General features: G+C 66.0%; 22 protein-coding genes and 1 pseudogene. 10 read left to right on the forward strand and 13 right to left on the reverse strand.

Features of this window, described 5'->3' with window-relative positions; translation table 11 throughout:
* The 10 genes from ABD255_RS19215 to ABD255_RS19260 all read right to left on the reverse strand — a co-directional run bounded on the left by ABD255_RS19215 (position 1) and on the right by ABD255_RS19260 (position 9369).
* The gene (locus ABD255_RS19215) at positions 1–1404 is read right to left on the reverse strand and encodes an ATP-binding protein (RefSeq protein ID WP_344215755.1); all 1404 of its coding nucleotides are present in this window, start codon (positions 1402–1404) and stop codon (positions 1–3) included.
* The gene (locus tag ABD255_RS19220) at positions 1401–2840 is read right to left on the reverse strand and encodes an SCO6880 family protein (RefSeq protein WP_344215757.1); all 1440 of its coding nucleotides are present in this window, start codon (positions 2838–2840) and stop codon (positions 1401–1403) included. Before ABD255_RS19220 ends, ABD255_RS19215 begins: the two co-directional genes overlap by 4 nt.
* On the reverse strand, positions 2837–3898 hold the full coding sequence (locus ABD255_RS19225; RefSeq protein WP_344215759.1) for a TrbL/VirB6 family protein: 1062 nt from the start codon (positions 3896–3898) through the stop codon (positions 2837–2839). Before ABD255_RS19225 ends, ABD255_RS19220 begins: the two co-directional genes overlap by 4 nt.
* A 120-nt stretch (positions 3899–4018) precedes the next feature.
* Positions 4019–4393, reverse strand: coding sequence for a DUF6112 family protein (locus tag ABD255_RS19230; protein WP_344215761.1), 375 nt, complete (start codon positions 4391–4393; stop codon positions 4019–4021).
* Positions 4342–4890, reverse strand: a complete 549-nt coding sequence (locus ABD255_RS19235; protein WP_344215763.1) for a CHAP domain-containing protein — start codon at positions 4888–4890, stop codon at positions 4342–4344. The genes ABD255_RS19230 and ABD255_RS19235 overlap by 52 nt, the downstream gene beginning before the upstream one ends.
* The gene (locus ABD255_RS19240; protein ID WP_344215765.1) at positions 4887–5486 is read right to left on the reverse strand and encodes a hypothetical protein; all 600 of its coding nucleotides are present in this window, start codon (positions 5484–5486) and stop codon (positions 4887–4889) included. Before ABD255_RS19240 ends, ABD255_RS19235 begins: the two co-directional genes overlap by 4 nt.
* A 207-nt stretch (positions 5487–5693) precedes the next feature.
* A complete protein-coding gene (locus ABD255_RS19245; protein ID WP_344215767.1) occupies positions 5694–6419 on the reverse strand; it encodes a hypothetical protein in 726 nt (241 codons plus the stop codon).
* Between the two features lie 49 nt (positions 6420–6468).
* The gene (locus ABD255_RS19250; RefSeq protein WP_344215769.1) at positions 6469–7539 is read right to left on the reverse strand and encodes a toprim domain-containing protein; all 1071 of its coding nucleotides are present in this window, start codon (positions 7537–7539) and stop codon (positions 6469–6471) included.
* The gene (locus tag ABD255_RS19255; RefSeq protein WP_344215771.1) at positions 7536–8408 is read right to left on the reverse strand and encodes a hypothetical protein; all 873 of its coding nucleotides are present in this window, start codon (positions 8406–8408) and stop codon (positions 7536–7538) included. Before ABD255_RS19255 ends, ABD255_RS19250 begins: the two co-directional genes overlap by 4 nt.
* 91 nt (positions 8409–8499) lie before the next feature.
* On the reverse strand, positions 8500–9369 hold the full coding sequence (locus ABD255_RS19260) for a hypothetical protein (RefSeq protein ID WP_344215773.1): 870 nt from the start codon (positions 9367–9369) through the stop codon (positions 8500–8502).
* Between the two features lie 1442 nt (positions 9370–10811).
* On the opposite strand from ABD255_RS19260, the gene ABD255_RS19265 reads away from it, so the two are divergent.
* From ABD255_RS19265 to ABD255_RS19285, 5 genes are all read left to right on the forward strand, one after another.
* Positions 10812–11738: a hypothetical protein gene (locus ABD255_RS19265; RefSeq protein ID WP_344215774.1), complete on the forward strand. Its 927-nt coding sequence runs from the start codon at positions 10812–10814 to the stop codon at positions 11736–11738.
* Between the two features lie 1380 nt (positions 11739–13118).
* On the forward strand, positions 13119–14120 hold the full coding sequence (locus ABD255_RS19270) for a glycosyltransferase (RefSeq protein ID WP_344215776.1): 1002 nt from the start codon (positions 13119–13121) through the stop codon (positions 14118–14120).
* Positions 14117–16693 (forward strand): YfhO family protein, encoded by a 2577-nt coding sequence (locus ABD255_RS19275; protein ID WP_344215778.1) that lies wholly within the window; start codon positions 14117–14119, stop codon positions 16691–16693. Before ABD255_RS19270 ends, ABD255_RS19275 begins: the two co-directional genes overlap by 4 nt.
* 251 nt (positions 16694–16944) lie before the next feature.
* Positions 16945–17667, forward strand: a complete 723-nt coding sequence (locus tag ABD255_RS19280) for a hypothetical protein (RefSeq protein ID WP_344215780.1) — start codon at positions 16945–16947, stop codon at positions 17665–17667.
* Between the two features lie 473 nt (positions 17668–18140).
* Positions 18141–18656, forward strand: a complete 516-nt coding sequence (locus ABD255_RS19285) for a hypothetical protein (protein ID WP_344215782.1) — start codon at positions 18141–18143, stop codon at positions 18654–18656.
* Positions 18657–18857: 201 nt separating this feature from the next.
* On the opposite strand, the gene ABD255_RS19290 is transcribed toward ABD255_RS19285, so the two are convergent.
* Entirely contained in the window at positions 18858–19337 is a 480-nt protein-coding gene (locus ABD255_RS19290; protein ID WP_344215784.1) for a hypothetical protein, read from the reverse strand.
* A 962-nt stretch (positions 19338–20299) separates the two neighbouring features.
* On the opposite strand from ABD255_RS19290, the gene ABD255_RS19295 reads away from it, so the two are divergent.
* The 4 genes and pseudogenes from ABD255_RS19295 to ABD255_RS19310 form a co-directional block, all read left to right on the forward strand.
* On the forward strand, positions 20300–20806 hold the full coding sequence (locus ABD255_RS19295) for a SigE family RNA polymerase sigma factor (protein ID WP_344215786.1): 507 nt from the start codon (positions 20300–20302) through the stop codon (positions 20804–20806).
* 11 nt (positions 20807–20817) lie between these two features.
* On the forward strand, positions 20818–21882 hold the full coding sequence (locus ABD255_RS19300) for a hypothetical protein (RefSeq protein ID WP_344215788.1): 1065 nt from the start codon (positions 20818–20820) through the stop codon (positions 21880–21882).
* A 268-nt stretch (positions 21883–22150) separates the two neighbouring features.
* The gene (locus ABD255_RS19305) at positions 22151–22507 is read left to right on the forward strand and encodes a hypothetical protein (RefSeq protein ID WP_344215790.1); all 357 of its coding nucleotides are present in this window, start codon (positions 22151–22153) and stop codon (positions 22505–22507) included.
* Between the two features lie 718 nt (positions 22508–23225).
* Positions 23226–23565: pseudogene (locus tag ABD255_RS19310) on the forward strand (transposase); the annotation flags it as partial.
* Positions 23566–23721: 156 nt separating this feature from the next.
* Here ABD255_RS19310 and ABD255_RS19315 read toward each other — a convergent pair.
* Both ABD255_RS19315 and ABD255_RS19320 read right to left on the reverse strand, forming a co-directional pair.
* Entirely contained in the window at positions 23722–24576 is an 855-nt protein-coding gene (locus ABD255_RS19315; RefSeq protein ID WP_344215792.1) for a hypothetical protein, read from the reverse strand.
* Complete coding sequence (locus tag ABD255_RS19320; protein WP_344215794.1) at positions 24573–25106, reverse strand: SigE family RNA polymerase sigma factor; 534 nt, start codon at positions 25104–25106, stop codon at positions 24573–24575. The genes ABD255_RS19315 and ABD255_RS19320 overlap by 4 nt, the downstream gene beginning before the upstream one ends.
* Before the next feature lie 433 nt (positions 25107–25539).
* On the opposite strand from ABD255_RS19320, the gene ABD255_RS19325 reads away from it, so the two are divergent.
* A complete protein-coding gene (locus ABD255_RS19325; RefSeq protein ID WP_344215796.1) occupies positions 25540–25692 on the forward strand; it encodes a hypothetical protein in 153 nt (50 codons plus the stop codon).
* The last annotated feature ends 41 nt before the right edge of the window (positions 25693–25733 follow it).

The following is a 25733-nucleotide window of genomic DNA, read 5'->3' on the forward strand; positions in this document are numbered from 1 at the left end:
CTACATCCGGGCGTCAGTGTCGAAGAGTTCCGCTTCACGGGCGTGGCGGATGAGTTGTACGACGAACGACCGGTTGGGCAGTCGCCAGAGTGCTCGGCCCTTGGGGAGCTTGGCGATTGTCGCGATCTCGACGTCCGTGAGCCCTAGCAGGCTGGCAGTTCGGGAGAGCTGGTCGGGTTCCTGCCGGAGCATGATGCGGGTTGAGCAGTCGGCCAGCAGACCTTCGGCCAGAGCTCGGGCTTCGGAGCCGAGGTCGCCGACAGCGGCGAGGTCGGACAGGCGGTGGACGATGAGGATGTTCGAGACGCCCCAGGCTCGCGAGAGTTTCCACTGCTCCTGCATCCGTCGGAGCAGTGCGGCGTCACGCATGACACGCCAGCCCTCGTCGTACACGATGTAGCGATTGCCGCCGACGGGGTCGGCTACCGCGGCCTCGAGCCACGAGGAGGCGCACGCGAGCGTCAGGCGGAGTGCCTCGTCGTTGCCGCCGCTGCCGAGCCACGAAGAGTCGAGCGTCACCATCGGCAGAGTTGGGTCGAACTCGGTCGTCGATGGCCCATCGAACATCCCCGACAGGTCGCCGTGCACGAGGCGGCGGATCGCGTGTGCGACGTCGCGGCCGTCCTCGGTCAGGCTGGCCGGCTGCAAGCCGGCGCGTTCGGCGAACGCCGGGTCGGGTGTGAAGAGGGCGACCACGACATCCGGGATGGTGGGCGCCTCGACTTGGGCGGTTACGGTTTCTAGTGCGAGGTCGAGGGCAGTGTGTTCTACGGCGGCCATGGGGCGACCGAGGGTGGACTCGGCGAGTGTTCCGAGTAGGGCACGGCGGCGGGACCAGACGATCCGCTGCCACTCCCCTGCCTCGACCGTCGAAGGTCGTGTCCCCGCGTCCAACGGGTTTAGCCGGGTGGGCAGGCCAGGGCCGAGCTTGATCGTCGCTCCCCCGATCGCCTCGGCTACCGAGGTCCACTCCCCCTTGGGATCACACGGAACGTAGGCCTTGTGGCCCAGGGCAACCGATCGCGTGATGAGGGCCTTCGCCGTTGATGACTTGCCGCTGCCGATCACGCCGGCGAGCAGGATGTTGGGGTTCGTGATGACGCGCGCTTGGTAGAGCACCCAGGGGTCGTAGACGAACGATCCGCCACTGAAGACGTCCGAACCGATGTACGTGCCGTCGGCGCCCAGTCCACCCTCGGCTAAGAACGGGTAGGCCACCCGAAGGATCCTGGTCGTCGCCCGGTGGGTGTCGACGCGCAGGCGTCGCGCTCGTCCGGTACCCGACTGGTCTTCGAGAGCATCGATCCGCGGCTTACGCTGTTCATTGGGCGTCGTACGCCGATTGGCACGCCTAGTGGACCGGTCGCTGCCGTCGAGCTCGAAGTACGCCGAGTGTCGTGTCATCCGAGTCCAACTCCAAAGGGAAGCGCGGCGGCGATGAAGCCTTCCAGCTGCTGACCGACGAGTCGACGCAGGTCGAGCAGCGCCTGCGTGGCCGCGATCTCGATCTCCATGCATGCGTCGTCGAGCGCATCTTCGCTATCGGCCGACACGACGAGCAAGCCGAGCCAGCGCACGTCGCCGTGGCCTGCCGCGAGGTCACGCTCGCGTTGTGCCACGTCGGCATCGAGCTGGCGGTCCGCCTCGGTCTCCAGTTGCCCGATCCTGGAGCGCGTCGCCCGGTCACTGACTCGCTCGACCTGGTGACGCCTCGCGTCCCGCAGCGCCTTGGCCATCGGGATCGGCTGCAACACGATCGTGAACGTGCGGCGGATGCCGGGCTTCAACAGCAACGGGCTGAGGAACGATGGTGTGGCGCGGATCCTCGGCCACTCGGTAACGACGTACACCCGGTGCAGCGATGAGTCCGTGCGCAGTTGGTCCCAGCTCGCATCGACTGCTAGGGGCCCGGCGTCCACCGCGTCCAGGCCACGCGGATCCGGGATCGTTCGCGTCGCCACTGGATCGAACGCGGTGCGGAGCCCGAATGCCAGCTCGCCAGCGTTCAGCCAGGCACCAGCGACTCCTGCCGCCGCCAGCGAGGTTTGAAAGGCTCGGGCTTCGGACTCGAGGACGGCGGCCGCGCCGGTGAGGCCGCCGCCGTTCTTACGTACGTCGCGGGACACGGCGTCGAGATTCACGGCGAAGCTGAACAGCGTCTCGTGCCTCGCCGCAGTCGGGGCTGCCTGGGCCAGCAGGTCGGTGTAGATCGCTCCAGCCGGCGTCCGTGGGTCCAGCTTCCGCTTCTGGGCCCACTGCCCGAGCTCATCGGCAGGATCGGGGAGCGTGCGTTCCAGGATCTGCGCCCGCGCGATCCGGTTGCCCTGGCAGAGCCCCGCGATCAGCCGCCCGTACGCCGCCACACGACGGTCCTGCTCGTCCGCGTTCTGGAGCAGATGCGCAGGTCCCTCGATTCGTGCTACGGCGACCAGCCGACGCCGTCGTGGATCGTGGACGACGCCGAGACCAGAGGCAGACGTGATGATCCGCATCGTTCCGTTCTTACCCGGCAACTGCAGGCGCCCGTGCCGCCGTGGCTCCGCGACGCGAGCACGGTACTTCTGCTGGCCACGGACCGATCGCCAGGCGTGGATCCCACGGAGAGTCAGCCATCGGTACACGGGCAACTCCTCGGCCCGGCCGAACGCGACTATCAGGCAGACGGGGGCCACAGCGAGTCCGCCGAGTCTCGCGATGGCTGACATCTGGATGACGAAGGACAGCGTCACTGCACCAACCGCCGTCAGCAGCAGGGCGATCTGCACAGGGCGAAGGCCGAGCATGACCGCGTTCTGCTCGGGCCGCGGGAATCGGGTCGAGAGAGCATCGGGATTCGTCACTTCGCCTCATCACTGTGTTCGTCGCGACGCTGGCCTTGCCCTGCGGACGGCTCGCCCGTGTCCTGTGTCGCGTGTGCCGCATCCGCCGGTGCAGTGGTCGGCGAGGCATCCGGTCCGAGGTCGCCCACAGGCTGGCCCTGGGTTGCGGTGTCGTGGCTCGTCGCAGGGTCGGCTGGCTTCTCGTCATCGTCGTCACCGCCCACGATCGAGCCAGGTCCTGGCTGAGAACGAGAACCGGTGAAATCGAAGGCGGCCCAGCGGTAGGCCTGTTCCGCCTTCTGCCTGATGGCCGCCGCGCCCGCCGAGCCCTGCTGCAACGCGTAGAGCGCCGTCTGGCTCTGATCGCCGGCCCAGTGGATGAACGAGTAGGTGGCCATCGGTGCGAAAGCAGCCATCGCGAACAGCAGACTTCCGGCCAGGAACGTGCCGAGACTCGTTCCCCCGTACTCGCTCGAGTTGCCCATGGCCGACAGCCCGAGGGCGAAGATCACGGCCATCACCATCTTGGAGAACAACAGCGCCCCGACGAGCTCGATCCAGCGGCGTAGCCAATGCCGCGTAGCGGACCAGGTCCAACTGGCCATGGCGATGGGTGCCAGTACGACGAACGCAATGAGCGCCACCTCGCGCACGAGCAGGACGAAGTACAACGCCATCGTCGCCAGGATCGCGAACTGGATCGCCGTGACCATCAACCCGCCCTGCGGGTTCATCGTCGACAGCACCTTGGTGATGTCGATGATCCGGCGGAACCCACCGGTCGCCGACGCACTGTTACCCAGGATCGTCGTGGACAGTTGATCCACCATCCGGCCGCAGGCGCTGATCACGGCGACGGCGAACGGTACGCCGGCCGTTCCGAGAAGTGCCCCGAACATCGCTTGTCCGAGGCGAGCGGGCTCTCGCCGGATCGCCGCTGCCGCGCACTGCAGCACGAAGGCGATGACCAGCAGCGGTAGTGAGATCGTGACGATCAGATCGAAGTTGTCCCGCCACCACCGCTGACTGAAGTCTGGCGTCGTACTCGCGCTGACCTTCTCGAAGACCTTGACCGACATGTCCGTGAGACCCTTGGCCAACCAGTTCGCGATGGAGTCCCAGGCCGTTTGAGCGATTACATCCTTGCCGCACTCTTTAGGATCGAGCAGGCATTCCTTCCAGGCCATGCGATACCCCGATCAGCCGATGATGATGCCGCTGAAGAAGCGGATCAGGCTGTTGGCCGAGCCGATCAGGATCGCTGCACCCAGCGATGCGATGACGCCGATGCGGCCTTTGCTCGCGTAGTGTGCGTTGCCGTTGATGTTGCCCAGGGCCCATGCCGCGGCGGAGATGATCAGGGCGACGACACAGGTGACCAGTGCGAAGGTGATCGTCGCGCCAGCCAAGCTTCGTACTTCGGGGAGCCCTGGCAGTCCGTTGGTGTTGGGGCTGACGCCTGGGTCTTGCAGGATCACCAGGTGGCGGGTCCATGCGGCGCATCTGAACACGTCATTGTCCTTCAGGTAGTTGAGTAGATGGGCGGGGTCCAGCCGAGGTACATGGCACCCCACTTGGACTCGATGAGGCCGAAGTCGACGAGGTACACACCGCCCTCACCGGGCACCTCGTCGCCGATGTCGTTCGAGACGATCTGACCGCCGCCGACGTACACCGCGACGTGGCCGTACGGCCCGCCGGTCTCCCAGAACACGAGCGCTCCGGTGGGCGGGTGGCGGTCGCCTCGGTGAGCGTTGTTGGTGGCGACCATCTGGCGCCACTGCGCGGCGGCCGAGAAATACCCGGCTCGTGGCCGGCCCCAGATGTTGGCTGCCAGGCGGGCGCACAGCTGGTAGTAGCCGTGCCTGCCGACCAGGCGCTGAGCCCGCGCTATGGCCACGTCAGCGCCCGGCAGCGCACCGCCAGCATCGGCCGGCTTCCTGCAGTCGGCCGACGCCACCTCGGTCGACGTCGGAGTACAGCCATCGTTGCCTCCCGCGGCTAGTGCGATCGGTGTGATAAGGGCTGATCCAGCTAGCAGAACAGAGGCCAGCGTGACTTTGATGATCACGAGGACACCTGTGCGGTCGCGGACCAGAACCTGCAGGTCGGTGTGCAGACGACTGCAACCGCGGCCTGCCGGTCCAGGAACTTGGTGCCGGTGTCCGTGACCACGGTCTGTTTGCCGTAGACCACGTAGGCGTGCCATCCAGGCGGCGCCTGACCGCGGTGCGGCATGGCGTTGAGCTCCGGCGTGACCTCGAGAGTGACAGCTGTGGTCGTTGCGTGAGCCTTGTGCTGTTGGAGCTGTTCCCATTCCGCCCACTGCGGCAGCAGGCTGGTCGCGACCTGCGGGGCGACCGAGCTGGGGTCGGCGTACACGCTGACCGCGTTCTGCCAGTCGGTGTAGCTGTGCCGAGTTGTGTCATAGGTCCAGATCGCCCGGGCATAGGCGATCGCGAACTCACGGGGATCGGTCGTCGTCGGGCGCCGCCAGACCTCAAGCTCCTTGGGCGCCTCCGCCCGGAAGGTCGTCGCGCCGGAGGTCAACCTTTCTGGGCTGCTCTCCGCGCTCTTCCAGCGGGCGGCGAGCATGGCGGTCAGCGCGACCGCTCCGACGACGACCAGGACCGCGAACACGATTCTGGACCGGTTCGATGACCTCACAGCATGTCCTCTCCTGGAACTCCGGGTACGGCGCCGGGAGGCGCCGACTTCATCGGCGAGTTGGGCGACAACGCAGGCCGCGGCGAAGGCGCCGAACGCGACTCTGACCGGCGCGCGGAAGCACCGAGCGAACTGGTGGTGGGCCGGTGGTCGCAGGTAGTTCTGTGTCATGAGTGACCTCAACGGTTGAGGCCATGAGACTTTTCGTCAGGCAGCGTGGAGCCACTCGACTCCAGCCGCTCGGCGGTGGCCGAGGCGGCTTGGTCCGCCGAAAAACCGCAGGTCACGGCCGGATGCGGCCCGGATCCAATGCTGTACGACCGGATCGGCGAACACGGCCGCCGGCGACTCCCCCACCGCCAGCCTGGCCAGCGCCGACCGTTGTCCGGCGCCTCCGCGCAGTAGCCAAGCCAGGGCCTCGGCCTGCGCTTTCGTCGCACCGGCTCGCCGCACCCGGACGACGATCCCGGCTCGGTAGAACGGCGGTCCGTCCGCGGCGGCGTGGATCAGGCGCCGGCAGGTCTCCGACGAGAGTCCCGCGGCGGTCAGCTCGAGCGCGATCCGGTCGAGGTGATGACCGAGAACCGACCCCTGCTCGACTTCGCTCTCGGGCGGCTGGTGGGTCAGTGGATGGCGGCGTCGACGGATCACCTCGGCCCGGAGCGCGTCCTGCAGCCGCCACCGCACCAGATTCGCCAGGTACCCCCACGACACGCCGCCCTCCGGCGGGTCGACGGCCAGCTCGAGGCACCGCTCCCAGGCGATCACCCGCGCCAACTGCGCCGCCTCATCAGACCCGAGCGCCCACCGGAGCCTGCCCGACAGCGGTACGACGATCCGCGCCTCGATCCCGTCCGCGAGCCGCCGCGACGGGCCGGGCGCCCAGCCCGACTGCTCGGCGTCGGCGATCAGTACCTCCAGGTCAACGTCCATGCCACAAATCTGCTGGTCCACAGCCCGTCCCTGAACCTGGATCACAGAATCAAGGACTCCTGGAATAGTCCGGCGGATCGAGCTCGACGTCGACGACGCTCGCGCCTCGCTGCTGAGGCCTGCGCGGTCTCGGTCCCAGTCGTTGCCCCGCCGCGGCAACGACCTCTTGCGACACGATCTGCTCGTCCAAGTGCACCGCTCGTGCGACCCTCGCGATCTCGCTGGCAACGCGGCGGGCCGGCAGGCTGGCCACCAAGGGCGCGACGGCTCGGACGGCGTTGACCTGGCCGCTGAGGTGATCCAGAACGTTGGCCCACTTGTCCAGCTCGACCTCGATCGCAAAGTCGGCCAGTGGACGCGCGGATGCCAACGCATCGCGCAGCAGAGCTCTGTCGGCGGCGTGCAACGCTGCCGGATCCTGCTTATCCGGGATACGCGCGAAGAGCACCTCGTCGAACACCTCTGACAGCACCGGCAGGCTGCGCACGGCCCCCAGGCGGCCACCCGCGTCACCATCCAGAGCAACCACGACCGTGTCCGTCCAGGTGGGCGCACGCGCCATCAGAGCTTGCTCGTGAGTAATCGCCGTACCGCAGCAAGCAAGGCCTGCCCACTCGTCACCGGCGAGGCTGACAGCTGCCGCGTCCATCGTCCCCTCGACGAACACTGGGACCGCACCCGCCTGCAACTTCCCGATCTGAGCATCGAGGCCGACCAGAGTCCGAGCCTTGGAGTAGATCTCCGTGTTGCGGGTGTTCAAGTAACGCAATCGGTTACCCGCCGAACGGCCGATGAAGCCGACCGGGCGGACCTTGTGGTCATGCGCGGCGAACATGATGCGGTCCCGAAACCTATCGACCAGATAGCCGTTCTTGGTCACGAACGCCAGCCCTGCCCCAACGATCTCCAGATCATCGAATCCGGTTTTACGCAAGTGACCGACCAGCCGCGACCAGCCATCAGGTGCGTATCCCACCCACCACCTCGAGTCCGGCGCCAGCACCGCGCCCAGTCCGCGATTGCACAGATGCTCCGCTGCCCAACCGCGGGGTCTGTCGTGGAGCTGCTGGCGATAGAACGACTCAGCCTCCGCGTGCGCCTCGTACAGCCGAGACTTCACAGACCCGGGCCACGGCCAGGCGACTCCGGCCTATAATCCAGATCGGCAGCTGCCCTGCCGCCGACGCCGTAGGTCAGCACCGGCCGGCCCGTCGCCAACACGTCGTTGAAATACTCCGGACCGAACTCGACGGCCGCGAGCGTGCTCGGGGCGTAGGGCATCACGACCGCCCGGACACGGTCGTAGTACAGCGAGAGATCGAGTAGGTACCCCGACGCCAGCTTCCGGCGATGCTCGTCACCGACCGCTATGACGATCGCGGTATCCCCCAGGCTGAACTTGCGGAGCATCCTCACCTGCGCGGTCGACAGTCCGGCGCCGAAGGCAGGGATCCCTGCCCACCGACCGTCGAGCTGCCGACTCACGTTCGACACCGCGATCGCATCGACCGGGTCGTCCACGATCACCGGCGTCGCACCACCCCGCAGCAAATCCAACTGCTCCTCGATTCCGACGAGAGCATTCGACACCAGTCCCGATGACTGGACCTGCCCATCGCGTCCGACACCGATGAACGCTGCCGGACGCAACTGCGCGTCCCTGGCAAGCAGGACAAGCTGGTCGCGGAAGCGATCCACGACATCCGTCTCACCGCTGCGAACGACCAAGCCCGCCCGCTCCATCGTCGAGTAGGAGAAGTTCTCGGCCGCCAGATGGTCGACCAGACTGGTCAGAGTGTCCGGGGCGTACCCAATCTGCCACACCGAGTCAGCCGACAGCACCTGCTCGATCCGCGCTTCCTTCAGGTGCTGCACCGGCCAATCGCCCGGCGCTCGCAGCAATTCAGCTCGAAAGAACTGCGCGGCGACGACATTTGCCTCCAGCAACCGCCGCCGCCCGTCAGCCGTCGTAACCTCAGGATCACTCACCAAAACCTCCGAGAGCCGTACACTTCAGGCCTCGAAGATCTCGTCAGATCACTCGCAAACGAACCCGGATCACGACTTCCAGGATCTCGGGTCAGAGGTCTGGTGCCGGCGGATCCAAGTCAGCACTCTGCAATGTGACGAACCCGCGGCCGGTCGCCCGGTAGGTCATCAAAGGACGCGCGTCACGCAGTACTTTGTTCAATCCCACCCCGCCATGCTCTTTCTGCGCCAGGCCTGCCAGGGAGTCCCCCGCTGGCAGCTCAAAGCCACGGACCCTGTCGAAGAAGAAGGCCAAATCCAGCACATAGCCAGCCGACCGATCCTGCTCCGCCCGACTGCCGCCCAGCGCAACGATCACCTTGTCGGTGGCGCTGAACTCCTTGAGCGTCTTTACATGCGACGTCGACAAGTCACCGCCGCACAGCGGGATGCCGGCCCACGACCCGCCGGCCTCCATCCCGGCGTTGGACACCGCGATCGCATCCATAGGCGAATCAACAATCACCGGCACCGCGCCGCGAGCCAGCAGATTCCGTTGCTCGTCGATCCCGACGAGAACGTTGGCTGGCCGATGAATCGCTGTCACAGGGCTCGCCGACCGTGCGTTGCCATCCGGCCCGATTCCCACGAAACCGACCGCAGCCAACCGCCGATCGCGTGCCACGAGCATCAACTTGTCTCGATGCTGATCCACCGCTTCGTCATGCTCGTTCCAGGTCATCAACCCAGCCCGCACCAACGTCCCGTACCCGAACCCCTGACCTCGCAGATGATCGACCAAGTTCGACCAAGCCGACGGCGCATACCCCACCTTCCACGGCGACGCCGCCGACAACACCGACTCCGCGCCGTGTGCCTTCAGGTACTCCAACGGCCACCCATCCGTTGCCCGAAGCAACTCCCACCGGTAGTACCGAACAGCCGCAGCATTTGCCTCCAGCAACCGCCGCCGCTCATCCATCGACAACCCGAGATCCCGAGAGCTCACAACAACCTCCGAAGCAGAATCTGTACCTGACTGCCTCGAACCTCACCGCGCTCACGACAACGAGAGAACCTGGAACCCGACATCAAGGAGTACACGGAAACGCCTACGAATCTTCGTCACAGCAGACTGACCCCGTAATCCGTGTCGGGCTCCTCCGGTCGCGCTCCTGAGGCCGGACTCCGCCTCACGGGCGGCCGGTGGACATCAGCGATCGGGCTCGCCGAGTCCGCCCAAAGCCCACCCGAGCGAGCCAACTGTGCACCCGCCGTATCGATCGCTTCGTCGATCAACTCGATGAGCTTCCGGACGCTCCATACGTGACCACCATCTGGTTGAGCTTGCTCGCCCTCCGCATTGTCCTGACCAGAACCCGGCACCTCAGAAGTCATGGTCCCGAAGATCGCCCGTTCCGCCGTCCCGGAGAACCGTGAACGCGCCATCCAGGAGTGCGCGTTAAGGAGCAAGTCGCCACGGACCAGGACCGGAGGCACCACTGGGCCTGACCCGTTGACGGACATCCGAGATCAGGAGCGAAGTCGGCCATTGCCGAGGCGGCCAGCTTGGGGTCGTCGCCGAGCAGCACCGCCACCAGGGTCGCCATGTCCCGAGGTCCGACTGCACGGCGACGCCGGCTCGGTCGTCATACGGGATGCTGCGGGCCGCGGCCCTGCTTCTGTCGGCGGTCCGCAGACCGGCGACCTCTCGCCGGAGATAGGCGGGCCCGCTGCGTCCTGCACCCTCAATCTTTCTGGTCTTGACTCTCACCGAGCTGCCCGAGCCTTCGATCGACTCCGTACAGAGACCGGGCAGGTCGCGGTCGAACACCAATCGAGTGACGGGCGCCCAGTCGTGGCCGACCTGCTGCACCGACGACGTTGGGTCGCTGACCGCCAACCGCGAAAGGCCCATCCAGCACCGCCTCGCGTCGCTGGGACGTCAACGGATGATGCACAGCTATTCCTCTTGCGGTGTCAGTGCGGTGCAAAACCGCAGACGACTTGTGCACCTACGTGCGCGCAACAAATTCGAGCCGCGCCCTCGTCGGAAGCAAGACCTCTATCGACCCACAGATCACCCGTGGGGTTCGAGCACCTTTCGAGCACCAGCGCGTCGTCGTCCAGGCACGTCGGAACAACAGGCACCTTCCAATGCAACGAGACTGCGCCGCCAAGTCACGCAGAGCCCTTCATCGCTGAGCCTTGCTGGCTCCCCCAGCGTCCGCAGGTCCGCCGCACCGCTCGGAGCCGCAACCTCCGTCGATCGGCTTCTGGCCTGCTGGTCGATCTGCGCGCCCCGGCTGATGGGGCGACAGTTTGATCACAGTCGAATTGAGCTCCTTCGTCCAACTTTGGTGGTCTACGCCGTATCTAGGAGTTCGTATGCGCTACTAGCGACAAGCAAAGAGGGGAACGACCTTGAATACCCGACGAACAATACTCCACGCCAGCCTCGCGCTGGCGAGCGCAGCGGTGCTGGGCGCCGCGGCGTTCGGAACGCCCGCACAGGCAACCTCCACGGCCACGAACGTTGCCTGCTCTCTGGGCGCCGGATCGGTCACCGCCGCCGGTGCGCAGACGTCTAGCCAGGTAACTGCCGGCGCGCCTCCGACCAAGAGCACAGGCCAAAGCGTCGCAGGCGTCTACCAGCCCGGGAACGTTCGAGTCACCTCCTCGTACACCACCGAGCCGAACATCTCGGGTGCCGACATCGCCGGTTGGGTCATCCAGGGCGGCAGCCTGTACCGGCACACCTACTGGGTCACGGGCGGCGGCGACATCGACCCCAGCGTTCCCAACTCCTTCAAGCGAGTCGGCGGTGGCTGGACGAGCTTCATCGCGCTGGAGACCTCGGCGTACGAGGGCCAGAACCGCCTGCGGGCTACGGCGTACGGGCTGCGCAACGACGGGACGATGTTCCGATGGAACAACTCCGCCCCGTCCTGGCGCGCGACGGGCTCCGCGGCTGGCTTCTCGTCGATCAAGTCGATGGCGTTGATCAGCAAGACCTACACCTATGACACGTTCCTGGCGAACACTCGCGGCGGGGCGCTTTACACCATCCGGATTCCCGCCGCGTCGCCGATGAAGCCGATCGTCACCAAGGTCCGCAGCTCGGGCTGGCAGAGCTTCGAGAAGCTGATCGCCAGCAAATGCGGCCAGTACGGCACGCTCCTGCTAGGCATCGACAAGGACACCAAGTCCGGCTTCCTCTACGCCGTAGGCCACGCAAACGGCGCCTCTACCGTCATCAATCCCCTAGGCAAAACCACCGGCACCTACCCCGACCCCACCAACTTCCGCTGGGGCCCGGCCAACTACCTCGACAACCTGAACGGCGACTGACAACCACCTCTGTGCCGTAGGGCAGGCATCCCTGGTTAGAGGTTGCCTGCCCTTCAGAACGTGGACGAGTATTTTCATCTCCGCGTGAAGCTCCTCGGTGGTGGGGGCGGCGGAGCCGACTCTAGGCCGGGGGTCATGGTTCGCGGCCGTCGACGTCGCCGGCCATGTCGAGACTGACCTCGGCGCCCCGGACAAAGGCGACCTTGTCGTCCGATGGCTGCTCTCCTTGCCAGCCGAATTCGGAAACCGGATCTCCGACTTGCTCCTCCCATACGTCGGAACGATCGACGAGTGGCGTCAGCGCTTCGCCGCTCTTGTCCGCCGGCCGATCGGCCGTGGCGTCTGCCGAGAGGTTTGGTCGAGATCGCGCATCATCTGTGCGACCTTGGGCGGCTGCCGCCCAAGCATGGCGGCGATCGCGTCGAATTGGTCGTGGACATGTTCGGCGTCAGGTCCACCCGGCCGTGTGAGGTTCGGCGATGGATGACCTCGGGTAAAGGGGATGTGCGCTTCTCGATGCGAAGCGCCCAGTTGCCGTCGGGGCGCTTCAGCCATTGGCCGATGCTGATGCTGTGGCCGTCGTCGGTCTCGACTTCGAACGCACCGCGCAACCTGTGGCGTCGGCGGTCCCGTCGAAAACGATGTCGATCGCCTGTACGGATCCGGTCAGGGTTCCAGAGTCCATCCGGCCACTTGCTCATGTCGCCGTGTGGAGACCGATTGGGCGGCGACAGCGAGCTGCCTTCGGCGGCTAGCTTGGACCTCACTGCGTCCTCGGAACGCCCCAGCTCGACGCCTCGTCATGCCAGCAGGGGCTGTTTTCGTCGGCAACGTCTCGCGCCGCCACCACGCCAACGGATGGCCAGGTGAGGTCGAAGGCATCGACCCCACCTCCACCTTCTGCCGCAGCAAACGCACCCAGACCCACCGATCTGTCAGCCTCGGTATGCCACCCGTTCCCAAGGCCGGCCTCGAGATGGGTGAACTCTGAAGACAACCCAAGCAGCGCCATCGCCAAGCCGACAGAACCGGCTGGCGGCCAGGCTTCGCTGCTGCTGGGCAGCGCGGCCGGGTTGCTGCGTGGCGTTCTTAATGGAAGCCGGTCGAGGATCGCGCACCCTTCTTGTCGGCAACGCTCGAAGATGGGGCCGATCCGTCGCTATGGCCTCGTTTTCAAGCGTCGTCGACACTTCTGAAGTCTGCGGCAGTACGGACAGTGCCTCGACTGTGCACACGGTAATCGCGCGGCGACCACCTCGAACGTCATCAATCTCGAGGTCGACGCAGCGTTCCTGCTGGTTGCGCCCGTCTCTACGTCGTGTGACCCATCGGCCGGATCGCGGCCACCGGTCAGGGTCGTCGGAGGGGAAGTGGAGCGGAATGGGTTCTGTAAGGGAGTTCGCGGGCGTCGACATTGCGGTGATCGTGCCTTGTCACAACGAGGTCGTTGCGGTGGGCAAGGTCGTTTCCGAGTTGCGAGCCGCGTTGCCGTCAGCGAGCGTCTACGTGTACGACAACAACTCCACTGACCGGACGGCTGCCGAGGCTCGTGCTGCCGGTGCGATCGTGCGGCACGAGTCGAGGAAGGGTAAGGGCAACGTCGTACGGCGTGCTTTCGCCGACGTCGATGCCGATGTGTACCTGCTGATCGATGGCGACGACACCTACGACGCGTCGCGCGCGGGTGACCTGGTCCGGCTACTGCTCGACGGGCCGTACGACCATGTCGTCGGTGCGCGGAGGCACTCGAACGTGGCTGCTTACCGCCCTGGCCACACGCTCGGCAACCGTGTGCTGACCAGTGCGGCCGCCACGTTGTTCGGCCGGGAGATCAGCGACATGCTCAGCGGATTCAGGGCGTTCTCGCGGCGCTACGTCAAGTCGTTCCCGGCGTTGTCGCGGGAGTTCGAGATCGAGACCGAGTTGACGCTGCATTCGCTGCACCTGCGAGTCCCGGTGGCGGAGATCCCGGTGGGATACAAGGAGCGCCCGAGCGGTGGTGAGAGCAAGTTGCGGACCTATCGGGACGGGCTGCGAATCCTGCGGTGGATCATCGGCGTGACCCGCGTGGAACGGCCTACTTTGTTCCACGGTGTACTCGCCGGGGTGCTGGGAGTGGTGTCGCTGATCCTCGGCGTGCCGGTCGTAGCGGAGTACCTCGCCACAGGTCTCGTCCCGAGGTTCCCGACGGCCGTCCTGGCTTCCACGATCGGTCTTGCCGCCATTCTCCTGCTGGCACTGGGTTACGTGCTGTCCGCCACCAGCCACGCCCGGCAGGAATCAGCCCGGCTGGCCTACCTCAGGCAGGCGGCACCACAGCCTGTCGAGGTTGACATCCCGATCGAGTCATCGGGCGCCACGGCAGCGGGTTCTCTGGCGTGACGATCAACGAGCGAGCCGGCCGTGGTTTCATCGCGCGGTGGCGGCGATGGTCTCCGATTCCATGCGCGGCACTGGTTGCGGCCGCAGCCTTCGTGGTCAGCGGAATCGTCCGCGGAACGTATCCGTTCGGGGACGTTTCGCGAAACACCAACGACCTTGGTCAGCAGTTCATCCCGATGCATGCGCACCTTCGTGACATCCTGACCGGGCAAGCCTCCGGTGACCTCGTCTTCAACTGGTCCAGCGGATTCGGCGTCCCCTTCGTCGGTGACTTCATGGCCTATGTCGGCACGAGTTTGTCCTGGCTGGTCCTGCTGTTCCCCCGTGAGCACATCGATCTGGCGCTCTTCGTCATCGCCACGGTCGCGATCGCGCTCGGGGCCGCGGCCATGACGGCGTACCTGCGGTATCTGCGCCCGTCCGGTCCGGTCTGTCTGGCTGCCGTCGCCGGGGTCTCTTACGCGCTGTGCGGGTGGGCGATCGACGACGCAGCGTATATGACGCAATGGCTCAACGGCATGGTTGCCTTTCCAGTGATCTGCCTGCTCTGCGAATGGATCCTGCGGCGGCGATCCCTCGCGGCGATGGTCGTCACGCCGTTCGTCGTGGCGCTGCTGTGGGTCTCGCACTTCTACACGGTCTACATGGCGACCATTGGCGCGGCCATCGTCGTCGCGGCGCGCCTACTGTCCTCCGACGGGAGTGTGCTCTGGCGGTATCGGGCCTTCGGCGGGTTGCGCTGCACGATCGCCGTCGCTATCGGTGTCGGGTTGTCCGCGCCACTGCTCGTGCCGACGTTCCGGGCTGTTGGCGCCGCCAGGCCCAGCCCGAAGACGGAGTTCCGGTCGATCGACTGGCTGGACTTCCTGTCCCGGCTGCTTGCCGGGTCCGAAGGCGTCGGGACCACTCCGGGTCTTGCCGTCGGCACGCTGATGATGCTGCTGGCGTTGAGCCTCCCGTTCAATCATGGAGTCGCGGCCCAGGAACGGATCATCTGGACCACGACCGTGGTGCTGACTCTGCTCAGCATGCAGGTTCGGGTGACGCACGAGGTCTGGCACGGCTTCGACTCGCCGAACGGAAGTCCGTTCCGTCAGGCATTCGTAGTCGCGGGAATGCTGGTCATCGCCGGGTGGATTTCGCTCGCGTCGGGCGTGCGCAACGTCGCGACTCTCGCAGCTCCGCTTTTGCTGCTTGCAGTCTTGTACGTCTTGACGTACGACGCTCGCACGATCACGACGACCACTCGCGTCGTCGTGCCGACCGTTTCCGCGATCGTGGTTCTGGCGTGGTTGCTGGCACACCGACGGCCAAGCCTGTCACCAGGGGTCCGAGTTGGTGCGGCCGCGATGCTGATCGGCGTCGTGCTGGTCGAGGTCACCGCATCGGCCGTCGCGATCGATCAGGCCCGCGCAAAATTCCTCAGCGCCAAGCCGGCCTGGAGCCAGCGGCACGACGAGGCCCGTGCGCTGGTGCAATCCGCAGTCGGCTGGCCCTGGCAGCGGGTGTCTCCCGGTTCGACCGCTACGGTGAACGATCCGATGCTGATCGGCGGGCAAGGACCGCAGTACTACTCGAGCACCATTCCGGATGCGCTCTCGAATGAGCTGATCGGTCTCGGGTTCGGCTACAGCTCCTACGGCCGTGCGACGATCGACCCGCAGAACCCGGTCGTCGACGCGGTGTTCGCCGTCGGCGCCCGAGTGGTGGTCGACGGCGGTGCCTCCTCGACCGGCGACTTCCGGCTTGCGAAGCGCCCTGTGGGCCCCCTGGTAACAGTCCGCCCTGGCAAGGCCTTTACCTCGGCCGATTCCGGCCCTTTCGGCCTCCAAGAGACCGCACTCGGCGCCAATGTCTACGCCGTCCCGAAACTGAAGGCCGTGGCAGGCCCCGGCGTCAGCGTGTCCGATAGGCGAAAGAAGGAGTTGCTGATCGTGCCGCCACCTGGTGCCGCGGCACCGGCCGAGGTGCGGCTCACCACATCCTGCCGTGCAGGCGCCGAGATCTGGCTCGCGGCGCCGGCATTCGTGGGCGACGTACAGGTCGACGGCCAATGGCGGTCAGTGCTCGATTCGAAGGCGAAACGGCCCGGCGTGTACAGCGGGGCGCCCATGCTCCGGGTCGGAACCGCCGGCGTGGACGGTGCCGTCGACGTGCGGCTTCGAGTCAACGGTCGCGCCCGGCTGCCCGCCTCAGCGATCGGCTGCCTGGAACTCGACCGGCTGAGCTCTGCCATCGACCAGCTCAAACGAAACCGCCCGACGGACATCGACGTCGGCGGTCACAGCATCGTCGTCCGATTCGCCGCCGCAGCGCCCGCCACGGTGGTGTTCGGGGTGGTAAGTACTCCGGGTTGGCACTGCACGGCCGGCAACGGCCCTGGCCAGGCGCCCGACACGGTGGCGGGCCTGATCGCCGTTCGCGTGGACGGTAAGGCCACGAGAGTCACCTGCGACTACCGGCCGCCCGGCGCGCAAGCAGGTCTGATCGTGGGTGCAGCCGCTGTCATCATCTTGTGTGGAGTGGCCGGTGCGCTCGCCCTATCCCCACGCAGGCGGAGACGATCCCCTTAGACCGACATGACGTACCGCAGAGGTACGTTAGCTGAGAGCACCGACGGTGAGCCTCTCACCGAATCTACGGACGAACGTTTCGGCCAGCATCGAATTCTCGAAGAACGGTCCTTCGGCGCCCCTACGGTGGAGCCGATTGATTGTCCGAGGGCATCGATCCTGGCGTTCAGGACGAGCCTGGCCAGTTGAAGGGAATGGAATGATCTCGATCAAGTCGGCACGGAGCCGGCTTGTCGCCACGCTGGCCGTGGGTGCCACCGCCGGCAGCGCCCTGCTTGCTTGCCACGGTCCTTGATACCGCAACCCCGTCGTCCGCCGCGACGACCAGCACGACTGCCGGGTCGTCGGAGAGCGGCACGACCGCAGTCTCCTCGTTCCTCACGCGCGGCCAGTACCTGAAGCCGGGCCAGTACCGCCGTTCGCCCAACGGGGTCTACGCGCTGGTCATGCAAGCCGACGGCAATCTGGTGCTGATCAAGGGCCGCACGGCCATCTGGTCCAGCCAGACGTACCGCAAAGCATCGACTGTGGTTATGCAGCATGACGGAAACCTCGCGATCATCTCCGGCCGAACGCCGGTCTGGGCCACCAACACGGCCGGCAGCACCGGCGCGTACCTCGCGGTCCAGAACGAGTCCAATCTGGTCATGTACAACGTCCGCAACAAGGCGGTCTGGCTCCGTGCCATGGTGCTCGGCACCCTCGGAGCCGGCCGGGTCATGAACCCGCTCCCGATCCTGTACTCGATGAACCGGATCTACCGTCTCCAGATGCAGCCCGACGGCAACCTGGTGCTGGTCAAGTACGGCAAGACGCCGCTCTGGAGTACCAGGACCGCCAGCAGGGGCCCGTTCGCCGCGATGCAGGCCGACGGCAATCTGGTCGTCTACAGCGCGACCAAGCGGGCCTTGTGGACGAGCAGGACAAGTGCGCGGGTTCCGTCCTGCAGATGCAGAACGACGGCAACCTGGTGATCATCCACGGGCGTACCGAGGTCTGGTCGACCAACACCACTGACCGCAGTTGACAGCGTGGGGCCAAGCGCTGGTTGCCACGTCGGAACGTCGGGCATCAGCAACGTCGAGTAACCGCTATCGGCGATGCGGCGCACGCGGTCCCGCTACGTCGGCACGTCAGAACCGATCGGCGCAACGATCCCGAAGCGGAACAGTCGGGTTGCTCGCCTGGCCTGGTGGCGCATCGCAGTTCTCTCCTCGAGTCCGGGGACCTCGTTCGGTCCGGTTGTTTTATCCACGAACCGGCCACCCAGAATCCGTCAACACTCGCCCAAGAACTCGACACTTCGATCGAAGATGGACCGCCGTGACCGACGATCACTCCGCAGATCGCGAGACCACCGGGCACCTTCCCCCGGAAGCCTACCCGACGGACGATCCCTCCACTTCCGAGAGTTGACTGCCGATCAGCCGAGCCCACCCTGGACGCCGTGACCCAGGTCGACGGCATCTACCGGCCGACGTCGACGTTCCTCACCGGCCTCGCCGGAGAGCTCGACGTACCGGCCGGGTACCCTCAAGCGGATCCACACCGACCGCCCAGACCTGTTCGACGCCAACTCAACGGCTGGCTGACCGGAAGCAAAGCCAAGACCCGCCTGCGCGACGACCGCCACGAGCTCATCCGTGAGGCGGCGCCCGGCATGGCCAACTCGTTCCTGCTGCGGACCTTCCAGGACAGGGATGGGCCGGGACTCGGCCGGGCGTTCCTCAGCGAGCACTACAAACTGATGGACAACCTCGACGCGCTCATCGCAATGCTCGCCGGGATCCACAAGGCAGGGGTCGAGATCGATATCCGAGGCTGCGACCTGACCGCTCGCGGATGTACGTGCGGATCCGGGCCCGGAAAGCAGAGCCTTCGCACCGGCCCTGCTGAAGGGCTACCGATCCCCGTGCACCGGCGCAAGCGGCGACGAATCCGACCGTGTTCGCCGGGTTCGTGATCTCCAACAGCGAGGGTCGGCGGCGGGCTACTGGGATTTGCGTCTGTCTGGCGAGCTATGGCAGGACGCATCGCCCTCTCGGGTTGCTGCTCTGGCAGCCGGCCGGCTCAGCATCGCCGTAGGACGGTCGGTGCGGCGGGCCACGGGGTGGATGGAACCGGTAACTGGGGCCCGTGCTGGGTGATGCCAGCCGGCGGCAGGTTAGGTCAGGCAGGAAAGGAGCAAGTCGACCACCTTGCGTGAGAAGGCATGTTCGTGGGGATCAGCCGGGGTCACCACGCTCATTACGACGGCGTCCTTTGCCACCAACCGCCGCAGGTCTCCCGACTCAGACACATAGCCGGTCCAGGCGTCGTGCGCGCGTACGAGATCTACCTCCCAGCTCAAGTACGGCACTCGACGGTAGAAGACGCCGAACGGACCCTCTCCGTCGGGCATGACGGCGTAGCCGTGCTCGGTCCAGAACTCGTCCATCTCTGCGTCTCTGGCAAAAGCGAGGAGCTCAGAGTAGGCCCCGTCGCAGTCGCGACGGACCAAAGCGTCGGGGTCGAACTCGGAGAGAGGGCGCTCTTCGAAAACTGCCTGCGGCCACATCTGCGCCACCCTTCGGACGAACTCCACAAGGTGCCGGGGCTCAAAACCGCAGGCGACGACTTCCGTGCCGAATCCGGTGATCTCCATCGTGTCCCTTCGACGATTCCGGCAGCCGCCCAGACAGGCCACGGGCACTCTACTATCGCTGTAACGAGGTCGCTGCGGCGTATCGGGATCGCGGCAATGCCCCTGCGCCAGGTGCAGTCCGGCAAGCGCGCGGTCAACTGGGCCGAGCCGCCTTCGGGGTTGGACCCAGCCGCTGCCGCGGGCAAATCGCCGCAGATCGATTGTGCAGAGAAGGTCGTGGCTCTCGATCCAGTTCCTCGGTGTGATCAGCACGACGCTGTACCGGGTGGTGCTGACACTGGCGCTCTTGTCGGTCCTCGGGGTGTTCTTCCACCAGGCGGAGACATTCCTGGCGAAGAAGTGGTGGCGGTTGCGGGGCCCGTCCGAGCTGGAGCTAGGCCGCATGGCCCTGCCTGGCTGTAGCTGTGCCAGGCCGCCGGCGTCGCCCCGAACAGATACCGGATCTGCATTCACGAAGGGCCAGGCACGACCGTGGAGCGCAGGGCCAGCTCATCGGATGATTCCTGAGCCGACGGCTCGCTGCCCGCGAGATCGTCGCCCTCGGCGAGATATCGCCGTCGCGCGCTGAGTGTCGAGGCAGTGTGCAGCGGCAACACTGCTGATGGAGAAGGACAAGGCCGCCACCGGGGTCCCCAACTCCTCCGGCTCGAACGAGCCCACGGCCAGGTGCAGAGAATGCTCAAGTAAGGCGTCAGCCGAGAGACCGAGCAGTTCGTCGCCCTGCGCAACGAGATCCAGCACCTGGAGGCCGCAATCGCCATGCGGATCGAAATCTACGGCAGTCCGTTCCGAATGCAGATCAGGAACCTGCTCCACAACCAGTCCACTAGGATCCACGCTGGCGAACGTCGCTCGAATGCGCCTCTCGGCCAATCGCAGGCCCTTCAAAATTCCTCATTCGAGGTGCAGCGTTTGAGATCGGGCCTTCCGTCTTGAGGGGGACATGGAGAATGGAGGCGCGGATGGCGGAGCGGGACAAGGCGTTCGTCGAGTTCGTGGCGGCGGCGAAACCTTCACTACGAAGGACGGCGTACCTGATCGGCGGCGACTGGCACACGGCGGACGATGTCGTCCAGGAGACGCTCTACAAGCTGTACCTCGCCTGGCCGAAGGTGCAACGGGCAGGCAACCCGTTCGCCTACGCCCGCCGGATGCTGGTCAACGTCGCGTATGACGGTGGTCGGCGTCCCTGGCGCCGGGAGGTGTCCAGTGCCGTGGTCCCGGAGTACGCCGTGCACAGCGGCGACTTCGCGGCTGGGCACGCTGAGCGTGACGAGGTGCTCGAAGCGCTGCGAGCACTGAGCCCGCGGCAGCGTGCCTGCATCGTCCTGCGGTACTACGAGGATCTGTCGGTCGAGCAGACCGCGCAGATCCTCGGGTGCTCGGAGAGCACGGTGCGAAGCCAGGCCTCCCGCGGCCTCGAAACTCTCCGCAAGGCCAACGATCGGCGACGGAGCCCAACGCCGTGAAGGAGAACGAGATGGAAGACACCCGCGAGGTCAGCGCTGAACTGCGACGCCTGGTCGACAGCGAACCCCCGGACCACTCCGACACCGGAGCGATCCTCACCCGAGGCCGCCGCGGCCTTCGCCGCCGCCGCCTCCTGAGCGCGGGCGGCGCCGTCGCCGGCGTCGCAGCGGCAGCTCTCGCTGTCACCTTCATCCCCAATCTCACCACCGCCGACGAGGAACCCGGCGTGGCCAGCACCCAAACCGAGAACCCCCAGTTCAGCGCGGTCCCGGGTGTCCCCCGAGGAGAGGACGGCGCCGGCCAGCGGATCTCCAGACAGGAGGCCGAACGCCGCTGCGCGCTGCGGTACCCCGGGCCGAAGTACCCGCTGATGGCACACACCGGCCGCTCGGCCGGCTTCCGGTCCGTGAGTACTGGCCGCTACGACATGAGAAAGGGTCCCGTACCCGCAGGCCACCCTGGTGGACCTTGCATGATCCCAGGCGGGGACGAGCCGTCGGCAGCACTGGTAGCTGCCGCCAAGGCGGATCCGTTCCCGAAGAACCCTGCCGACCAGCTTCGCAATTGCTCGGTCGATGCGTGGGTCGACATGACCAAGTGGCGCATCCAGGTCTCCGACCGTCTGGAGCAGGCTCCCGAAGAGAGGTACCCCGCCTTCAAGGAGTCAGTGCTAGTTGCGATCTCGCCGTCGGGCAAGACAGCGATCAGCTGCGGCACGATGGGGGTCACCGCCGTGCGTCTCGACGACCTTGGCACGGACTACCCGCGGATCGAGTGGCCCGACGGGACACTGGGCAGGGAGATCGCCGCCATGCTGCTTGGGAGTTTCGACTGCGACCCCACTGGCAAGTTCTGTGACCGGTCGCTGCCCATGGGTTGGGGACGGGCACCGGAGAACACGACGAAGGTCGTCGTGCAGGTTGGCTCCGGACCGAAGTACGAGGCGCCGCTCAACGATCGCTGGTTCGCCTTCACCGCGCTCGACAAGACGAAGCACTCCAGCCGCGATCGCATGACGGTCAGGGCGTACGACAAGGACGGAAAGCTCCTCAGCAAGCTGTACCCCGAGAAGTGATCGAGACGCCGGCGGGGAGCGGGGCGCTTCGTCGTCGCGATTCGGGAATCTGGAAGCTGACGGATTGCCGGCCGAGAAGGCGACATACAAGTTCGCCACAACGGGGTCGCGCACCGACACGGCGTACTCGGCGCGGACGGATCTGATCGTGACCTTCAGCTCGGCGGCTACAGAACAGCCAACCGCATGGCCGGCTCGCACAGTGCGGTACCAACCGGCGGTGGACAACCGGAACAGGGTGAAGCGGACGCCCCAGACAGTGCTGCCGTTGGTGCTCGACGGAACGCCGGGCGCCGCGCTGCTGGCGGTCAAGAACGTCGAGGTCCAGGTTTCGGGCGATGACGGCGTGACATGGAAGCCGACCGCCGTCGTACGCTCTGCGACCGGCTACACGGCGCTGTTCGATACCCCTGGCGGCCCAACGGTCTCGCTCAAGTCGCGCATCGTCGACACGGCGGGGAACACGACCGAGCAGACCGTGATCGGCACGTCAATGCGCCGACTCTGGCGATCGACCATCGGAGGCGGGTCACGGCAGTACGCCGGGCCCGCCGCCGGTGGATCAAGACTTGCGCGATCCGAGTCTTGGACACGCGAATCCAGCATGTGCCGTGGAGCGAGATGATCGAGAACACCGGGCTGCGCGCTGCGAAGGCCAAACCCAACACCGCGGGAGACCATGCGTCAGGCGGCCCAGGCAGGTCGTCCCGAAGACGACCTGGTGCACAGATTTCCGTTCGTCTCCGACCATTCCAGCCGCTTCACGCCGAAGCGGGTGGCGAGCTCGTCGGCATCGAGAAATGGTCGTACTACGCTTGACTGAACGCCTCCCGCCTAGATCGGGCTGCGACCGACGCGGCGCGCCGGCAGAGCGGATCCGGGCCGTCCACAACCAGGACAAGGCTCAGGTTTTCCAAGATCACCGCGGAGCTCAATGAAGGCATCGGCCCCGAGGATAGGGTGTATCACAAGGTGGTTGCCCGGGTGGTGCGCGAACACGACACCGTTCGCTACCCGCAACACCGCAAGATCCGTGCCACGGTACCCGAGCCAGTCGATCCCAGGGTGCCCGACCTGCTTCACTGGGACCGCACCGGCCCGCCAGGAATCAGCGCTACGTCGCCGACACCACCTGCCTGCTGCTTTGCCGACGGCAACAACCTCTACCTGGTCACCGTCATCGACTACTGCTCCCGCCGTCAGGCCGGCTGGTCAATAACCGACCACATGCGCACGACTGCTCGAAGACGCCCTCAAAGCCTCTACCCGCGGTCGTCTCGGGCGCGGTCTTCCAGAGCGGCCACGGATCGCAACGCCGACTCGTGCACACGCTCGACGACTAACTCCTCGACCAGGTCGAACACACCCTCCCAGACGCCCGCGCCCATCTCGACGCCGCCCGCGAGCGGATTCTGGTCTTCATCGCGTATCCCGAAGACCTCTGGCTCCAGGTCTGGTCAACCACCCCCAACGAACGCCTCAACGTCGAGATCCGCCGCCGCACCGACATTGTCGGCAGTTGCCTGGCCGCAACGCGATCATCCGCCTTGCCGGCTCCGTCCTGGCCGAACAGCACGACGAATGGCCGACGGCCGCCGCTACCTCGGCCTCGATCTCCTTCACCGCAACCGACTCGTACTCATCACGACTCCCCCGGGAGGGAAGCATAATCCACACGCGTGACCAGCATCTAATCGACCAGCGGCGAATCACCAAACGCCGCACACCAGGACTTAACCCGCGGGTGCGCATGGACCTGCGGGTCCCGACAGTCGGTGTGGCATCCCGGGAGTTTCAAGCCGCGGGTCTTGTCGTCAGCGGGATCGCCCATCCACAAAGTTAACGCAGGGGATTGGTTTTCGGTCCGCCGTCCTTTGCCGCGGGGAACTGCGCGACGAGCTTGCCTTCGGCGTCATAGGCGAAGACATAGGAATCCCGGACCGCCAGGACGGCCTCGTCCTTGGGGTGCTCGTACCGTGCCACGGACATCATCCAACCGGGCGCGGCCGCAAGCCGGTACAGCTTTGCCTCGTAGTACTTGTCCCCGTCGGTGTAGATCACGCGCCGAGCGTCGCCGCGGAACACACTGGTCACCACCTTGTGGCCGTTGGCGTCACTCGACGCCTGTATGCCCGGCACGCGACCGTCCCCGATATTGGCATTGCCGACCGTGCCACGGCAGCCGAAAGGTTCGTTGGTTCCGCTCGGCGAATCGCTGGTCTCAGTGATGCACCACTGCGTGCCGCGAGTCTCGAACCAGTACTTCGCGGCGATCTCGACCTTTCCACCAGCAGGGATCGTGCCGATTGGCTTTGCCCCGACTGGTCCGCCGGCCGCCCAGCTCGATCGCGGCCTTGGGATCGGCTGCGAGAACTGCGTGCTCGGCACTACCTTCCCCTGAACGGATGGAGATGCTGAGGGCTTCGGCAGGGTCGGCGGTGTCGACGGCTCGGTCGAGACGACACTTGAAGGCCCACCCAACCCGGCGACCTGCGGTTCCCCGCCGCCAGCTCCAACGGCCACCAATCCGCCGATCGCGACCGAAGCGACTGCCCCTGACGCGATAGCTGTCATAGCCAGGTTGCGCGAGCGGCGCCGCTTCGCTGATGCAATCACCCTGGCCGGGTCCAGTCCCGAGGTGTCATCGTCGCCTAGTTCGCGCAGCGCCTGTTTCGCCAACGTTTCCTCGTTCACGCGTGTCCTCCTACGTTGATATCGAACAGTTCCGGTGAACAGCGCAACTTCGCCAGGGCCCGCGACGACGTGCTCTTGACCGTCCCGATGGCAACGCCCAGCATCGCTGCGGTCTCGGCTTCACTGAGGTCCTCCATGTACCTCAACACCGCCACCGCCCGCTCCCGCCGCGTCAGCGTGGCCAGCGCAGCCACCACCGCTGCGCGACGCTGCACTCCATGCGCAGGATCGTCAACGTACGACGTGACGCTTGGGTCCAGCTCTCCCGGATCACTGACCTGTCGCTCTCGCCACGGGCGCCGCCGGAGCCAGGAGAGGTGTTGGTTGACGACCGCCTGCCGGACGTATCCGAACGGGTCGCCGAGCTCGATCCGGTCCCATCGCAGATACGCCTTCTCGAGTGCGGTTTGCACCAGATCCTCAGCCAGGCCAGGATCGCCGCACAGCATGCGCGCGATTCGCACCAATTGGCCGGACCGGGCGACGACGAAGGCTGTGAAGTCCTCGTCGCGATTGGCGTACTCCGTCATCCAACGCTCCTCAGTCAAGCTGTTCGGGCTTAAGGACGCGGAGACTGCGCAAATGGTTCTATCCACCTGGAAGGAAGTCACCCGATCGCCGGTTCTCTGAAGCGGTGCTCTGCACCTACGAGCTCACTGCTGCTTCAGCATCGGCCGAAACTCAAAGTCACGGATCTAACGAAGACGCGTCGCTCGAACCTGGACAAACCCGCGACGGCGCCACCGCACCGACTCGAAAGCGGTCATCACCTGCGCGATGGCCGCCTGGGACACGATCGCGTCCGCGCCATCACACCAAGTGAACCAGTGCCCCCTGGCCACACACGCAACGAGGCGTGGCGGAAACCAGAGCAACCGTGACGCACACTCCAGTTGCCAGCTAGAGCTAAACGGTGCCGGGATGATCCCGGCGGCGAACCAGCTCGCGATCGAGAACGCTTAGGTGTCGTTCATTCTGGACACGAGCACACCCGCGGCTCCCTACATCGTGAACGCGTGGCGCAGGGCGCACCCCGAGCAGGACATTCCCGAAGGGCACGTGTCCATCCGGCCCCAGGCCGGCGTCGAGGCCAAGACCGCGAGCAAGACGGGTTGAAGGGCTACCAACCCTGCTTAGCCCGCCACCGGAGTTCGTGA

This window comes from Kribbella sancticallisti, assembly GCF_039530625.1.
In the GTDB taxonomy this organism is placed as follows: domain Bacteria; phylum Actinomycetota; class Actinomycetes; order Propionibacteriales; family Kribbellaceae; genus Kribbella; species Kribbella sancticallisti.

Excerpts from the sequence above, each read along its gene's own strand:
- ABD255_RS19295 (WP_344215786.1), top strand. The coding sequence starts at position 20,300 with ATGGCGGAGCGGGACAAGGCGTTCGTCGAGTTCGTGGCGGCGGCGAAA.
- ABD255_RS19270 (WP_344215776.1), top strand. The coding sequence starts at position 13,119 with ATGGGTTCTGTAAGGGAGTTCGCGGGCGTCGACATTGCGGTGATCGTG.
- ABD255_RS19260 (WP_344215773.1), bottom strand. The coding sequence starts at position 9,369 with ATGGATGAGCGGCGGCGGTTGCTGGAGGCAAATGCTGCGGCTGTTCGG.
- ABD255_RS19215 (WP_344215755.1), bottom strand. The coding sequence starts at position 1,404 with ATGACACGACACTCGGCGTACTTCGAGCTCGACGGCAGCGACCGGTCC.
- ABD255_RS19245 (WP_344215767.1), bottom strand. The coding sequence starts at position 6,419 with ATGGACGTTGACCTGGAGGTACTGATCGCCGACGCCGAGCAGTCGGGC.
- ABD255_RS19320 (WP_344215794.1), bottom strand. The coding sequence starts at position 25,106 with ATGACGGAGTACGCCAATCGCGACGAGGACTTCACAGCCTTCGTCGTC.
- ABD255_RS19290 (WP_344215784.1), bottom strand. The coding sequence starts at position 19,337 with ATGGAGATCACCGGATTCGGCACGGAAGTCGTCGCCTGCGGTTTTGAG.
- ABD255_RS19225 (WP_344215759.1), bottom strand. The coding sequence starts at position 3,898 with ATGTCGGTCAAGGTCTTCGAGAAGGTCAGCGCGAGTACGACGCCAGAC.
- ABD255_RS19300 (WP_344215788.1), top strand. The coding sequence starts at position 20,818 with ATGGAAGACACCCGCGAGGTCAGCGCTGAACTGCGACGCCTGGTCGAC.